This is a genomic window from Halomonas sp. BDJS001 (assembly GCF_026104355.1).
Taxonomy (GTDB): domain Bacteria; phylum Pseudomonadota; class Gammaproteobacteria; order Pseudomonadales; family Halomonadaceae; genus Vreelandella.
Genome location: NZ_CP110535.1, coordinates 1,484,663 through 1,498,079, shown reverse-complemented (window position 1 = coordinate 1,498,079; position 13,417 = coordinate 1,484,663). Strand labels below are relative to the sequence as shown.

13 protein-coding genes are annotated in these 13,417 nt (G+C 56.7%); 2 read left to right on the top strand and 11 right to left on the bottom strand.

What is annotated here, in order from left to right:
- Positions 1-43 precede the first annotated feature (43 nt).
- From lon to nrdR, 9 genes are all read right to left on the bottom strand, one after another.
- Positions 44-2,584, bottom strand: coding sequence for an endopeptidase La (gene lon / locus OM794_RS06815; protein ID WP_226251307.1), 2,541 nt, complete (start codon positions 2,582-2,584; stop codon positions 44-46).
- Between the two features lie 140 nt (positions 2,585-2,724).
- The gene (locus OM794_RS06810) at positions 2,725-3,981 is read right to left on the bottom strand and encodes a DUF945 family protein (RefSeq protein WP_226251306.1); all 1,257 of its coding nucleotides are present in this window, start codon (positions 3,979-3,981) and stop codon (positions 2,725-2,727) included.
- A gap of 102 nt (positions 3,982-4,083) precedes the next feature.
- Complete coding sequence (locus OM794_RS06805) at positions 4,084-4,557, bottom strand: phosphatidylglycerophosphatase A (RefSeq protein ID WP_088701213.1); 474 nt, start codon at positions 4,555-4,557, stop codon at positions 4,084-4,086.
- Positions 4,554-5,543 (bottom strand): thiamine-phosphate kinase, encoded by a 990-nt coding sequence (thiL, locus tag OM794_RS06800; protein ID WP_226251305.1) that lies wholly within the window; start codon positions 5,541-5,543, stop codon positions 4,554-4,556. Before thiL ends, OM794_RS06805 begins: the two co-directional genes overlap by 4 nt.
- A 36-nt stretch (positions 5,544-5,579) precedes the next feature.
- On the bottom strand, positions 5,580-6,074 hold the full coding sequence (nusB, locus tag OM794_RS06795; protein WP_007114491.1) for a transcription antitermination factor NusB: 495 nt from the start codon (positions 6,072-6,074) through the stop codon (positions 5,580-5,582).
- A complete protein-coding gene (gene ribE, locus OM794_RS06790; protein ID WP_211593749.1) occupies positions 6,071-6,559 on the bottom strand; it encodes a 6,7-dimethyl-8-ribityllumazine synthase in 489 nt (162 codons plus the stop codon). The genes nusB and ribE overlap by 4 nt, the downstream gene beginning before the upstream one ends.
- Before the next feature lie 19 nt (positions 6,560-6,578).
- Complete coding sequence (gene ribBA / locus OM794_RS06785; protein WP_226251304.1) at positions 6,579-7,745, bottom strand: bifunctional 3,4-dihydroxy-2-butanone-4-phosphate synthase/GTP cyclohydrolase II; 1,167 nt, start codon at positions 7,743-7,745, stop codon at positions 6,579-6,581.
- A 110-nt stretch (positions 7,746-7,855) separates the two neighbouring features.
- Positions 7,856-9,031, bottom strand: a complete 1,176-nt coding sequence (ribD, locus tag OM794_RS06780) for a bifunctional diaminohydroxyphosphoribosylaminopyrimidine deaminase/5-amino-6-(5-phosphoribosylamino)uracil reductase RibD (RefSeq protein ID WP_226251303.1) — start codon at positions 9,029-9,031, stop codon at positions 7,856-7,858.
- Positions 9,028-9,507, bottom strand: coding sequence for a transcriptional regulator NrdR (gene nrdR / locus OM794_RS06775; RefSeq protein WP_226251302.1), 480 nt, complete (start codon positions 9,505-9,507; stop codon positions 9,028-9,030). Before nrdR ends, ribD begins: the two co-directional genes overlap by 4 nt.
- Positions 9,508-9,719: 212 nt before the next feature.
- Between nrdR and OM794_RS06770 the strand changes: the two genes are divergently transcribed.
- Positions 9,720-11,486, top strand: a complete 1,767-nt coding sequence (locus OM794_RS06770) for a sugar phosphorylase (protein WP_226251301.1) — start codon at positions 9,720-9,722, stop codon at positions 11,484-11,486.
- 149 nt (positions 11,487-11,635) lie between these two features.
- Positions 11,636-12,418, top strand: a complete 783-nt coding sequence (gene dsbG, locus OM794_RS06765) for a thiol:disulfide interchange protein DsbG (RefSeq protein ID WP_226251300.1) — start codon at positions 11,636-11,638, stop codon at positions 12,416-12,418.
- A 52-nt stretch (positions 12,419-12,470) separates the two neighbouring features.
- Here dsbG and OM794_RS06760 read toward each other — a convergent pair whose 3' ends face one another.
- Both OM794_RS06760 and OM794_RS06755 read right to left on the bottom strand, forming a co-directional pair.
- Positions 12,471-12,920, bottom strand: a complete 450-nt coding sequence (locus OM794_RS06760; protein ID WP_226251299.1) for a DUF6691 family protein — start codon at positions 12,918-12,920, stop codon at positions 12,471-12,473.
- Between the two features lie 11 nt (positions 12,921-12,931).
- Complete coding sequence (locus tag OM794_RS06755) at positions 12,932-13,396, bottom strand: YeeE/YedE family protein (protein WP_226251298.1); 465 nt, start codon at positions 13,394-13,396, stop codon at positions 12,932-12,934.
- Positions 13,397-13,417 lie beyond the last annotated feature (21 nt).

The following is a 13,417-nucleotide window of genomic DNA, read 5'->3' as shown; positions in this document are numbered from 1 at the left end:
TTTAAAAGGTTAAACAGCCGTTGCTGCAAATAGAATCAACGCTCTATTTTTGGCCGAAAACCACGTCTGATACATCACGGTAGCGCTTGGCAAAGTGCACCGTCATGCCCTCTTTCAGATAGTCCGGCAACTCTTCGTAGTCGCGCTTATTGGCATCGGGCAGAATCAATTCAAAAATATCACTGCGCCGCGCGGCAATCACTTTCTCGCGAATCCCCCCTACCGGCAGCACCTGTCCGGTTAGGGTCAGCTCGCCGGTCATCGCCAAGGGCCGGTCAATCGCATGGTGCTTGGCCAATGACAGCAACGCAGTGGTCATGGTGACACCGGCTGAAGGACCATCTTTCGGCGTAGCGCCCTCGGGTACGTGCAAGTGCACAAAGGCCGAGTCGAAGAAGTCCGCATCGGCGCCATACTCCTGTAGGTGCCCCAGGGTATAGCTGTAAGCGATATTGGCAGACTCCTGCATCACCTCACCAAGCTTGCCGGTAAGCTTAAAGCCGCGATCCAGCGAGTGCACTTTGCCCGCTTCAATGGGCAGCGTTGCCCCGCCCATGGATGTCCACGCCAGGCCTGTCACTACCCCTTCCCCGGTGAGCACTTTCTCTTTACGGAAGATCGGCGCCCCCAGGAACTCTTCAAGATTTTTAACCGATATCTTGACGGTTTCGGCCTCTTCTTCCAGCAGCTTAACCGCCGACTTACGCACAATACGGTGGAGCTGTTTCTCCAACTGACGCACCCCGGCTTCACGGGCGTAGCCTTCTATCACCTGCTTCAAGGCCGCATCAGAAAGGCTGATACGTTTTTTAGTCAGGTTGTCGCGTTTGAGCAGCTTTGGCCACAGGTGGTGTTTGGCAATTGCCAGCTTCTCTTCGGCGATATAGCCCGAAAGACGGATCTGCTCCATACGATCCAACAGCGGCCCAGGAATTGAATCCAGGGTGTTGGCGGTGCAGATAAACAGCACCTTGGAGAGATCCATGCGCACATCAAGATAGTGATCGAGGAAATCGACATTCTGCTCGGGGTCGAGCACTTCCAGCAGCGCCGAAGCGGGGTCGCCCTGGAAGGACTGTCCCAGCTTGTCGATCTCATCCAGCATGATAACCGGGTTTTCGACCTCGACTTCCTTAAAGGCTTGCACCAGTTTGCCGGGCATAGCGCCTACATAGGTGCGCCGATGCCCCTTGATTTCCGCTTCGTCGCGCATACCGCCAACCGAGAAGCGGTAAAACTGCCGACCCAACGCCTCAGCAATAGAACGCCCGATGGAGGTTTTACCTACCCCCGGTGGGCCTACCAACAGCACAATCGAGCCGCCTACATCGCCTTTAAACTTGCCCTCGGCGAGAAACTCGATAATGCGCTCTTTCACATCTTTCAGGCCGTCGTGGTCTCGATCCAGCACCTTACGGGCATGGGGTAGATCCAACTGATCCTGACTGGTCACTCCCCAGGGCAGCGATGTTAGCCAATCCAGGTAGTTACGCGTGGTGCCATACTCCGGCGAGCCGGTTTCCAACACACTGAGTTTATTGAGCTCGTCGTCAATACGCGATTGAACACGCTCAGGCACCACCAGCGATTCCAAGCGCGCCCTGAAGGTATCCACATCGTTTTCACGATCATCTTTGGAGATACCCAACTCACGCTGAATGACCTTTAGCTGCTCCCGCAGGAAGAACTCGCGCTGGCGATCCTGCATTTGCGCGTTGACCTGCTCGCTGATCTCACCTTGCAGCAGGGCCACATCAATCTCTTTACGCAGCAGCGGCAGGACTTTCTGCATCCGCTCCTCCACCGACAGGGTGGCCAGCACATCCTGCAGCTCTGGGCCTTTGGCAGAGGTGATTGCGGCGGCAAAGTCAGTCAACGGCCCCGGCTGATGTGGACTAAAGCGGTTAAGGTAGTGCTTGAGCTCTTCCCCATACAGCGGATTGATCGGCAGCAGCTCTTTAATGCCGTTGATAATCGCCATGGCGTAGGCGCGGGTCTCTTCGTTTTCCGCATCCACCGGCTCTTTAGGGTAAGTCACTTCAACAAGGTAGGGCGGCTCTTTAGAGAGCCAGCGGGTAATCTTGAAGCGCTGCAGTCCCTGGGCGATAAACTGGATCTGGTCATCCTCACCCTTGAGTTTATGCACTTTAACCGCGGTGCCGATCTCTGGAAAACCTTCGTGATCCAGGGAGGTAACGCCCTGCTCCCCCACAAAGGCAACGCCTAGGGTGTGGTGCGGCGTGTTACCCACTCGGCGCATGGTCTCTTCCCAGCGTTCGCGGTTAACCACCAGCGGCTGCACCTGGGCAGGGAAAAAAGGACGGTTATGAATAGGCAGAAGGTAGATGCGCTCGGGCAGCATTTCGCTGGCGGGCACCAGAGAGTTTACCCGTTCGCCGTCGGAGCGGTAATCACTGCCCTCCGGCTGGCTAGCCTGCTTTTGAGCGCTCTTTTCGCGACTCTCTTTACTGCTCTTTTCGTTATTCTCTTCACTACCGGGGGCATCATCACTGGTTGATGACTGTTCATCGTCAAGTTGCCAATCAAGATGTTCAGCGTCGTGTTCGTAATCCTGGTCGCTCATGCGTCCTCCAATGAACCGATACCGGCGGTGAACACCGCCAAGTGTTGTTCATGGAATGTGGGCAGTGAGCTAAAACTTCAACCCTTCGTAAGTAGAACAGTCGATTTAACCGCGCTCCCGACGGTCTTAAGCCTTTAACGTTATTGAGGCCAGAGCTCGGGCATTGGGCGGCCGTTGACTCGCCATACGCCGCGAACTACATCAAACTGCAGCTCCCGCGTTCCCAGCGGCAGCCCTAACCATAGCGCGGCGACGGTGGGCGCGTCGTGCCAGGTGAAGTCGCCATCGATACGCTCCAGCCATTTCGCCTGCTCTTTCTCTTTGTCGAGATGAATCACGCTGAGCTCATCCAACTGACGGGCATCAAAAAACAGCGCGCCATCCGCATCCAGGCGAATACCCAACAGCGGGCTATCCATAGCAACCGTCGTGACATCTAAACGCGGCGAGTCGCTAAGGACTTTGCGCAAATCCGGCTCAAGGCGGGCTAGCAGCCCTTCCGCCATGGGTAGCGTCGCGTCTCCCCAGGCAGCTTCCTGGCGCAAACGACGAATCACATTACGAACCGCATCGGCATTCAGCCGGGAGAGCTCCAACGCTATACGGCCGTTTAGTAGTGGCATGTCCGGCGCTTCAGAAGGTACCATCACGTCGCCTATTGTCAGGTCGCCTTTAATACGCAGCTCGCTCTCATCCAGCACCATGTGGCTATTCAAATCGAGGGGAGACAGCTGGATATCATAGGAGGGGTAGCTCAACGTCAGCGTTTCAATATGCAGGTGGTCGCGTTGAGCAAAATTGTAAGCATCATCAATATAGGTATAGCGGCTCTCCAGCTCTGTGGGGCCTAGTGCGAGTTGGGCCATGCCATCCATCAGGGTGAGCTGGTCAAACAGCGCACGTAGTCGCCAATCACCAAAAACACCTTCCAGGCGCAGCCGACCGCCGCGGACGGCTAACTCGCGACCATTTTGTTGGATAACGAAGGGGGCAAGGGCAAGGCGCACTTCGCTATGGCCGCTAAGGGTATGATAGCGCCCTTGCCAGCGCGGCACCGAGGGCGCAGTGACTTCACCCACCGCTTGCTGCAATACGGTATCAAGGCGAGGTAGCACCGTGCCTTCAACATCCGTGCTTAAAATACCGTGACGTGCGCTATAGGTGAGCTCGAGCCGCCAGGGGCGACCCAGCAGTGGTGACAAAATCAACCTACCCTGGGAACTTAACCAGCCTTGGTGGTTCTCAGTACGGTTGACGCGCCACTCCCCCCGCGCTTCCAGGTCCTCAAGCGCTTGGCGCAAGCTACGCTCAAAAAGCACGCTTGAGAGAAGCTGCGCGGCCGCCCACACGATGGCGATGATCGCCAGTGTGGGGACAATCAGACGTTCCTTGCGCATGCTACCTCCTTGAAGCCAACGCCTTGCAGCCAATGCTCTCGAAAAAAGTTATCAACCGCTCCTGAGCTCTATTTACCACTCACCACTCACCACTCAATCAGCTTAGTGCAGCCAGAACCACAGGTGCATAGTACTCCAGGCGTAGATCCCTGCCATCACATCATCAATCATAATGCCAAAACCGCCCGCTACACGGCGATCTGCCCAACGTATCGGCCAGGGTTTAAAGACATCGAAGATGCGAAATACAATAAAGCCCCACAACGCAGCTTCCCACGAAAAAGGCACCGCCGCCATGGTCAGCCAATAACCGACAAACTCATCCCACACGATGCCTGAGTGGTCATGGACACCTAAGTCGTGAGACGTTTTGTCGCATAACCAAACCCCCACCACGAAAGTGACAAAACAGATGCTCAGGTACCATCCCAGGGGCAATTCCGCCATCATCCAGTAAAACGGAATTGCCGCTAGCGTGCCGAAGGTGCCCGGTGCCCAAGGCACCGTACCACTACCTAAACCAAAGGCAAAAAAATGCGTTGGGCGACGCCAGACACTTTTTGGTGCACGATTCATGGCGCTTCCCCACTAAAATGCTGCCAACCGGCGTAGTCACTGAGGTCACTCTGGTCAGAGGCACTAACACCTAGTGCTTCACAACAGTGGCCGATGACGGTTAGCGAGAGCCCCAATGGCGCTAAACGCTGTTGCGCCTCTGCGACACCGTCAGCACCGAGGGTAACCAGTAATTCGTAATCATCCCCACCGGAAAGTGCCGCCTTTAGTGCAGCTTCCCGGCCTAAGGAGCTTTCCAGCGCATCGGCCAGAGGCAAAGCGTCTAACGCGATGACGGCTCCCACCTGCGAGGCGTCACGAATATGCGCCAAGTCAGCCAGCAGCCCGTCGGAAATATCCAGCGCAGCGGTGGCTAAACCACGCAACGCCAAGCCCGCCGCTAAGCGAGGTTGTGGCAATAGATAGCGACTTAGCAGCGGATGCGTCAAATCGCGCTCGCCCTGCTGCCAAAGCGCCAGCCCGCCGGCCCCGCCACCAAGTGCGCCAGTGACGGCGATCACATCGCCTACCTGGGCACCGCCACGGGTCAGGGCTTCGCCTACCGGCACTTCGCCCATTACGGTAACCCCTATGGAGAGCGCACCAGACGTGACATCGCCCCCCACCAGCGTTGTGGCGTGCAGCTGGCTAAGGGCATGAAAGCCACGCGCATAGTCTGCCAGCCAAGCATGGATAGCTTCGTCATCGGCAAACTGGCGCTGATCCAGCGTCAACGCCATTAAACACCAGCGTGATGTCGCCCCCATGGCAGCCAAGTCGCTCAGCGCAACGGCCAACGCACGGTGACCTATCGCAAATGCCGGGGCTTCGCGGGGAAAGTGTACATCCACTACCGAGGTATCAACGCTCACAGACAGCTGTTGGCCTGCTTGCGGTAGCAGCAGCGTGGCATCGTCTCCACATCCCAGTGCGACGCCATTTGACGCGGTCGACGCCTCCTGCGACGACATAAAGTAGCGTCGAATCAAATCAAATTCGGCAAGCACAAAGGCCCCTTAAACGCATTGTCATACCGCTCGCGTTCAGAGACGACGAGCGCTGACCTCGGCACTACGCAAGCGTATCGCTAGCTTGTCGAGAATGCCGTTCACGTATTTATGGCCGTCGGTGGCGCCAAATGACTTAGCCAGCTCAACGCCTTCGTTAATCACTACACGATAGGGTACTTCCATGCGCCGTGAAAGCTCGTAAGCGCCCAACCGTAGTATTGCCAACTCGACTGCATCCAGATCTTCCAGACGGCGGTCTAGCAGGGGAGAGATTTCACGATCCAGTTCCGCCTTAAAACGCACGGTGTTATGGAGCAGTTCGTGAAACAGCGCCTTATCGGCGATCTCCATTACCTTTACCCAGTTTTCATGATCTTCCAGGTCATCGTCAGCCACTTGGCTACGAAACTCGGCTTCAATGGTGGTGATGGATTTTCCCGTCATGTGCCACTGATAAAGCCCTTGCACGGTTAACTCGCGCGCAGCGTGGCGGCCCTGCTGAGCAGCAGAGGGTTTGCGCTCGCTCATTGGGTATCTCCTGCCGGCAGTGCGCGGAGCAGAGAGACCATTTCCATGGCGGCCATGGCAGCTTCGGTGCCTTTGTTACCGGCTTTGGTGCCCGCACGCTCGATCGCTTGCTCGATGGTTTCAACGGTCAACACACCGTTTGCCACTGGAGTGTCGAACTCAAGCTGTAAGTGATTAATCGCCGTATTGCAGCCACCTGCCACGTATTCAAAGTGAGGCGTTCCGCCGCGGATGACCGCGCCCAGGGCAATCACTGCATCGGGCTTCATCACCTTGAGCACGCGCTTTACCGCCAGTGGCAGTTCCCAGGCGCCCGGCACATGAACAATATGAATATGTTCGGCGTCTACGCCGTGGCGAGTCAAGCTGTCGACGGCGCCCTCTACCAGGCTATCCACCACGTGATGGTTAAAACGGCCAACAACGATGACATAGCGACCATCGACGTCAACAAAGGTACCTTCAACTTGAGTGAGGGAGTGCATCAAATTATTCCTGCTAAAATTAGTCTTGCTGAGAAGTTGGCTCGTACGCCGTGTCGTTAGGCCCTAGTCGCTCGACGACTTCAAGGTCAAAGCCGGACAGCGCGGAGAACTTCCACGGTGAACTCAGTAAACGCATTTTACCTACGCCTAAATAGCGCAGAATCTGCGAGCCGGTGCCAATGGTTAAGTAGTTACCGGCACCGTCGGAATCACTGGTACGCGGCTGACGCACGCGATCCAAAAAGATATCGAGCTGATCTTTTAAATCCTGATGAGGACGGCCATCATCGATCAGCACAAACACGCCTGCCGCGGCACCGGCAATTTCCTCCAGCGCGCGGTGAGCATCCCAGCGGCACTGCTCATCTTTCATTAAACCCATCACATCTCGGAGCGTATCGCTAAGATGCACGCGCACCGTGGTGGCTTGCTCAGGCGTAGGCTGGCCCTTCACCAATGCCAGGTGATGGGCGCCCTGGATACGATCACGGAAAACGTGCAGCGTGAGCTCGCCATGGGAGGTCATTACCGTTGACGCTTCCAGATGGTCAATGGTTTGCTCATTGACGATACGGTAGTGAATCAGATCCGCGATGGTACCGATTTTAATGCCGTGCTCCTGGGCAAAGGCTTCCAGCTCCGGACGACGCGCCATGCTGCCATCATCGTTCATGATTTCGCAGATCACACCGCTAGGGTCACAGCCTGCCAGTGCAGCCAGGTCGCAAGCCGCTTCCGTGTGACCAGCACGGCGCAGCACGCCACCCGGCTCAGCCATCAGCGGAAAGATATGCCCAGGCTGAACGATATCAGAGGGTTTGGCATGGGGCGCTACCGCCGCCTGTACAGTGCGCGCTCGATCCGCGGCGGAAATACCGGTCGTGACCCCTTCGGTTGCCTCAATCGAAAGCGTAAATTTGGTGCCAAAACCGGAGCCGTTATCGCGCACCATCAGCGGCAGATTAAGCTGCTCGCAGCGGGCGCGGGTCATCGGCATACAGATCAAACCACGGGCGAAACGGGCCATAAAGTTGATATGTTCGGCCTGCACCTTTTCGGCGGCCATGATGATATCACCCTCATTTTCGCGATCCTCGTCGTCCATGAGAATCACCATTTTGCCCTGGCGGATATCGTCCACCAGCTCGGCGATAGGGGCTAAGCCTCTAGAGGTGGGGTGCGCCATGGTATCTCCAATGTATTTTTTGCAAGCGGTTGCCACGAACGTTTATCACGAACGGTTTTCGTGCCATTTTTCACGAAAAAGGTCGCGTCTGTTAGTCACGATTTTGCGCGTCAGGGTACCTTGCTCTCGCTGAATGCGCCAGATGCACTCATCGGCTGAGGGGACGCAATAATACGCCAATCACGCCCCACTGCTCGCATATCGTGAATGGTTAACCGCCGTTGATCCGCCATACGTGAGAGCCCTGGCAGCGCAAAAAGCGGTCGGGCTTCGCCGCCTAACAGCGTGGGGGCGACAAATAGCTGCAGTTCATCAATCAGCCCCGCATTGAGCATAGCGCCCGCCAGGGTCGCGCCGGTTTCCACTAACAGTTCGTTAACCTGCTCATTTTCGGCTAACCACTGTAGCATTGCCACCAGATCGATCCGCCCATCGCTACCGGCCGGTAGTACCAGCACTTCGGCCCCCGCCTGGGTTAGCCGATGGCGCTTCTCTTCCACGTGGTCTGGTGTGGTGAGTACTAGTGTACGCCCTGGCTCGCGTAAACAGGCCGCCGCTAGGGGTAAGCGCAAATGCGTATCTAAAATCACCCGCAAAGGCTGGCGGCGAATCACATCGTCAGCGTTATCGAGCTGTAGCTGCTCTGCCCGTAGCGTCAGCCGAGAGTCGTCCATGATCAGCGACTCTACGCCGCTTAATATCGCGCTGGAGCGTGCCCGTAGCCGCTGCACTTGAGTGCGCGCTTCAGGCCCGGTGATCCACTGGGACTCCCCCGACCCCATGGCAGTGCGACCATCTAAACTCATCGCCATTTTCAGGCGCACAAAGGGGCGCTTTAGGGCCATGCGCTTAATAAAACCGGGGTTCAACGTGCGCACTTCGCTTTCCAGCAAGCCCACCGCGACGTCGATACCGGCCTGTTCGAGTATTCGAATACCGCGGCCGCTAACCTCGGGGTTAGGATCTATCATCGCCACGACGACCCGCGAGACCCGGGCTTCGCGAAGCGCTACTGCGCAGGGGCCGGTGCGCCCAGTGTGAGAGCAGGGCTCCAGGGTGACGTAGGCGGTGGCCCCCTGGGCGCGTGCTCCTGCGGCGTTTAAAGCGTGGATCTCAGCATGAGGTTCACCGGCACGCAGGTGAAAGCCTTCGCCGACTATCTCCTCGTCGCGCACAATGACGCAGCCTACCCGTGGGTTGGGATTCGTAGTGTATAAGCCTTTTTGCGCCAGCTGCAGCGCCCGGGCCATGTAGCGGTGGTCAGCCTGGCTAAAATCGGTGCTCATTTTGACGGCACGCTTTTGTTTGAGGGCTCTTGGGAAAGCCGATCTATCTCAGCGCGAAACTCATCCAGATCCTGGAACTTGCGATACACCGACGCGAAGCGGATATAGGCCACATGATCGAGGGTTTTAAGCGTATGCATCACCGCTTCGCCGATATCACGAGCGTTGATCTCACGATCGCCTCGAGCACGAAGGGTTTGACGAATGCGCTCGACCGCTGCCTCAATGGCTTCAGCACTGACCGGGCGCTTTTCCAACGCGCGCAGCATGCCAGCCCGCAGCTTGGCTTCATTAAAGCTCTCACGGGAGCCGTCGGACTTCACCACCCGCGGCATGACTAATTCAGCGGTTTCATAGGTGGTAAAGCGCTCTTGGCAGCTCGCACACTGGCGGCGACGGCGTACCTGGTCACCATCAGCGACCAACCGCGAATCGGTCACTCGAGTATCGTTTGCACCACAAAAAGGGCAATGCATAGCGGTCAACCTGTTGTCAGCTCGTGTCAGCGTGCCGCACGAGTTAGCGTGTTATAACCTGTCAATATGTGTGCTATTAGTAGCGTTTTAGCAGTATCCACTGCCATAAGCTAATGTATCTTAGCGTTTAAACGCGGTATCAACTTCGTATTGTAACGATTTGGCACACAAGCTGCAGCGTTTGTGGCAGATTGTTTATCAGGAGTCACTCCATGTCCCCCTTTGAGCAGATCGTTCACCACTACCTCACCCACCTTTACGGGCCCAGAGCAAGCGAAGTGCAGCGCCGCTTGAACCAGCGGCTAGCGCATTTCCAGTCGCTTGCCCTATTTCCATCCGCCCAGATAGAAAACAGCGCCAAGCATGCACCTTCTTGGAGCGAAAAAGATCAGTGGGTGATCAGCTATGGTGACTCCATTATCGAAGATAGTGTGCCGCCGCTGGCCGTACTTAGCGATTTTCTTCAAAAGCGGTTAGGTGATCGTATCAGCGGCGTGCACGTACTGCCCTTCTTTCCCTGGAGCAGCGATGACGGTTTCTCGGTCATCCACTACCGGGAAGTTAACCCCGACCTTGGCGACTGGTCGCATATCCGTGAACTGGCCAGTCATTACGACTTAATGGCCGACCTGGTGCTCAACCACGTTTCACGGGAGTCCCTCTGGTTTGTGGATTACCTGAGCGGCAGCCTGCCTGGCCGCGACTACTTTATCGAAGTCGATCCAGATACCGATGTCTCTCAAGTGGTGCGTCCGCGCAGCAGTCCCTTGTTAGTCCCCATATCCACCCGTCGCGGCACCCGCTATCTATGGGCAACGTTCTCCGAAGACCAGCTTGACCTGAACTTTGAAAATCCTGATGTGCTGCTGGAGTTCGTGGGTATTTTACTGTTCTACCTGGAGCAGGGGACGCGGATTGTGCGCTTGGATGCGGTGGCCTTTCTATGGAAGAAGCTGGGCACCGCCTGCATTCACCTGCCAGAGACCCACACCGTGGTGCGGCTGCTGCGGGCGATTGTGGATCACGTGGCACCCGGTACCCTGCTGATCACCGAAACCAATGTGCCCCATCAGGAAAACATCAGCTATTTTGGTTTAAACCGGCTACCGGAGGGGGCGCCCGACGAAGCTCATATGGTGTATCAGTTCGCCCTGCCCCCTCTGCTACTGCACACCCTCACCCGGGGGGAAGCCAGCACCTTGCAGAGCTGGCTTTCCAGCCTTCCCGTTCTGCCCGACCACTGCACCTACCTCAACTTTACCGCCAGTCATGACGGCATTGGCGTACGCCCTCTGGAAGGCCTACTGCCTGACCACGAGCGGGACGCGCTGCTGGAACTGATGCACAAGTTTGGCGGTTTTGTCAGCATGCGCAGTAACCCGGATGGCAGCGACACGCCTTACGAGATCAATATTACCTGGTTCGAGGCCATGCGCGGCACCCGCCGTGGGCCCGACCCGTGGCAGATTGCGCGTTTTCTATGCAGCCAAGCGATTATGCTCAGCTTACAAGGTATACCCGCGCTGTATATTCATACCCTGACGGGCACGCTCAATGATGTGGAAGGCGTTGAACGCAGCGGGCGACTGCGCTCGATCAACCGCCGACGCTGGCAGCGTAGCGAGCTTGACCTCCTGCTCGATAGCCCTTCAACGCCCACCCACGATGTTTTCCACGCGTTAAACCGGCTATTAGACCAGCGCCGCCAGGAGCCCTGTTTTCACCCCAATGCCGCCCAGCGGGTTGTGGTCTCAGCACCGGAACTGTTGGCAGTGGAGCGTGGCCCACTGCATGATGGCCGACGCTTACTAGCGCTGTATAACGTTACCGACCTGCCACTGCCCTTAGAAAACGTAGGAGAAGCGGTTACCCAGGCACTGGAAAAACACGCTTGGCAAGCGCTGGATCCCAGCAACCCTTGGATCCCCGAAGGTACACTGCCACCTTACGCAGTTCGCTGGCTGGTGGCTGATCGTTAGATTACATGGCGACATACCGCTCCAGGAGCAGCGCCCAACATTGCTGAATAATGTTGTGGTGGGATAATGGCAGTGCAGCATTGCGCCAGTGTTAAGATGGCGGATAGCAAACCTTTAGCCCTTCACTTCTTTTCAAACAAGGCGCTGCAATGCACTTGAAACGTCACTCTGTGATAAGCGGTTTTCTTCTCCTGGCAGGCTGGGCGGTGTCCTCTGCCAGCCCTGCAGATGAGCTTCCCCCCCCTATTCAAGCCCTGGCCGATCAGGGCCTGGAAATTCATGGCCAATTTGATGCCCCCGGTGGGTTACGCGGCTACGGCGCCAGCGTACAGGGCCAGGACATGGCGGTTTATCTGACACCTGATGGCGAGCATGCGGTGGTCGGTACGCTGATGGATAGCGAAGGTAACGACCTTACCGAGGAACAGTTGGATGAGCACGTGCGTGCGCCTCTAGAAGCACAAACCTGGCAGCTATTGAGCGAAAGCCACTGGATTCAAGATGGCGATGAGGATGCTCCGCGGGTGATTTACACCTTCACCGATGCCAACTGCCCCTACTGCCGCCAGTTTTGGCATGAGGCACGTCCCTGGGTAGAGGCGGGTGAAGTGCAACTGCGCCACATCATGGTCGGTATTTTAGCCGCCGACAGTCCAGGCAAAGCAGCCGCCCTACTCGGCGCTGACGATCCAGCGGCTACGCTGCGTGCCCATGAAAGTGGCCAGAAAGAGGTCGCGGCCAGCGCCCAACCACGAGAGATTGAAGAGCAGGTCTACACCAATAACCAGCTATTTGAGGAGTTAGGCCTATATGCCACCCCCACCTCGGTTTTTCAGCGCGAAACAGAAAATGGACACGTGCGCCTTGACCGTATTCAGGGTATGCCCAGTGATGAGCGACTCATTGAGATGATGGGCAGCGAAGCGCCCTGACATGTTGAGGGAGGCCGCTAAAGCAGCTTCCCTCAAGACCACGTAGATCAATCTAAGAAGCTGAAATTCGCTTAGCAGCGAACCACCCCAGCACCATTGTGGTGAGCATGGCCAATAGCGGTAAGGAAAGACCGCCAATAGAGGCAATCGCCGGCCCTGGACAGTAGCCAGAAAGCCCCCAGCCGATGCCAAACAGGGCCGCGCCCCCTAACAACTTCGCGTCTAACTCCCGCTTGGTAGGCAACTGAAAGACGCCACCCAACAAGGGGGCCGGACACTTAAATACCAGCCGATAGCCGATAAAAGTGGTGATAACGGCTCCGCCCAACACAAACATCAGCGTTGGATCCCAGGCACCCGCCACGTCTAAAAATCCCACTACTCGTGCGGGATCAGTCATGCCTGAAACAGCCAAACCAAGGCCGAAAAGCAACCCCGCTGCATAGCCCGCCGCTGTTTTCAGCCAACGACGCTTATCCGATTCATTGATTGAACTATTCATTAAGCTATTCATTATGGGCTGCCTAAACCTAGCAAGTGACGGGAGATATAAACGATCACCAGCGCTGTCACTAGAAACATGCCGGTGGCTGCCATGGAGCGTGGGGCCAAGCGCGCCAATCCACATACACCATGACCGCTTGTACAACCACTGCCCAGCCCTGTGCCTAGCCCCACGAACAAACCGGCCATCAGCATTAACCCTACGCCGCCTGCGGGTGCACCGATTACCTCACCTGGGCTACCGGCGACATTGCCTAAACCACCACCCAACGCCATGAGCACTAACGGCCCACTGATTAGCCCTAACAAAAACGCTACTCGCCAAGCGCTATCGCCCTTGGGTCGCTGCGTAATCAAGTTTCCCGCGATACCACTGATACCCGCGATTCGCCCCAGCGAGGCCATCAGCCAGGTAGCGGAAAGGCCGATCAATACCCCTCCAACCAACCCTTGTAACCCTGCTGTCCAATCCACTGATCACTCCTCAGCTCGCAC